The organism is Breznakia blatticola (assembly GCF_004365815.1).
In the GTDB taxonomy this organism is placed as follows: domain Bacteria; phylum Bacillota_I; class Bacilli_A; order Erysipelotrichales; family Erysipelotrichaceae; genus Breznakia; species Breznakia blatticola.
Map to the genome: position 1 here is coordinate 1 of NZ_SODD01000098.1, position 1044 is coordinate 1044.

The 1044-nt window shown below is 40.1% G+C and carries 1 protein-coding gene; it reads right to left on the reverse strand.

Annotated elements, in window-relative coordinates; translation table 11 throughout:
* Positions 1–498, reverse strand: a 498-nt coding sequence (locus EDD63_RS11515) for a reverse transcriptase domain-containing protein (protein ID WP_243833777.1), incomplete at its 3' end; no start/stop codon positions are given.
* Positions 499–1044: the final 546 nt, after the last annotated feature.

Genomic DNA, 1044 nt, shown 5'->3' on the forward strand with positions numbered 1-1044 from the left:
TAATTTTATCCATTCTTCTTTTGTATGCCTCGATACCATTTCATTTAGATAATCATGACGTATGTTATCGAAAAGTCCTTTTATGTCAAATTCTAACACCCAAGCTTTTCGCCAACAGCGTTTCCTTGTCACTTCTATGGCTTGTATTGCCGATTTATTTGGTCGATACCCATAAGAATTCTCATAAAAGATATTCTCTACATTTGGTTCAAAATACAACTTTGCTACCATCTGTGCTATTCTATCTTCTACTGTTGGTATCCCAAGTGTTCTTGTTCCTCCGCTCTTCTTTGGTATATCTACTGCTTTTACTGGTTTTGGAAAATATGTTCCTGATGACATACGATTCCACAGTTTATATAGATTGTTTTTCAAATCTTTCTCGTACTCTTCTATCGTTTGTTCATCAACCCCATGTGCTCCTTTGTTTGCTTTTACCAGTTCGAACGCCTTTACGAAGGCATTCTTTGAAATACTAAACGGTTTTGTTTCTTGCATAAGTTCCTCCTCCTTTCAAAGTTGACTTATCCTTAAAACGAAATGATTTGGACCCTTCACTCCATTTCCATTACAGAAACTTCTTCACTACTACTGTCCAATCTGTCCCCATGACTGCATTGGTACTCTCTACTTATGGTTCTTCCACTTGTAGTACTCCCTTATCATCAGCCCGTGGGTTCCCACGTTCCATACAAACGCCTGTGTTATGTTCATGCCACCTTTACACCGCCCACCGTTTAGACAGTAAACAGGTTTCCTCTAAACTTATCCTAGGTTAACGACTACCCCCTAGTTTTGATGGAATCTATACGCTTTCGATGTTTTCGTCAGTGATTCGCTTGATCTCTCATCTCCATAACACCTACATGACAATTCTAGATTGCCTTTTCCTTAACGCTCAATACCACAACTTTTGCTTGCAGCACCTTAAGGTTGTTTGAACCCTCCACCTGTATGGCGAGTCCGGTGGGTCTTCCACCATCATTTGTATAGCATAGTTGCTCCGAGTAATTCTTGTTACTCACGCACACTTTCGTGGCGCAC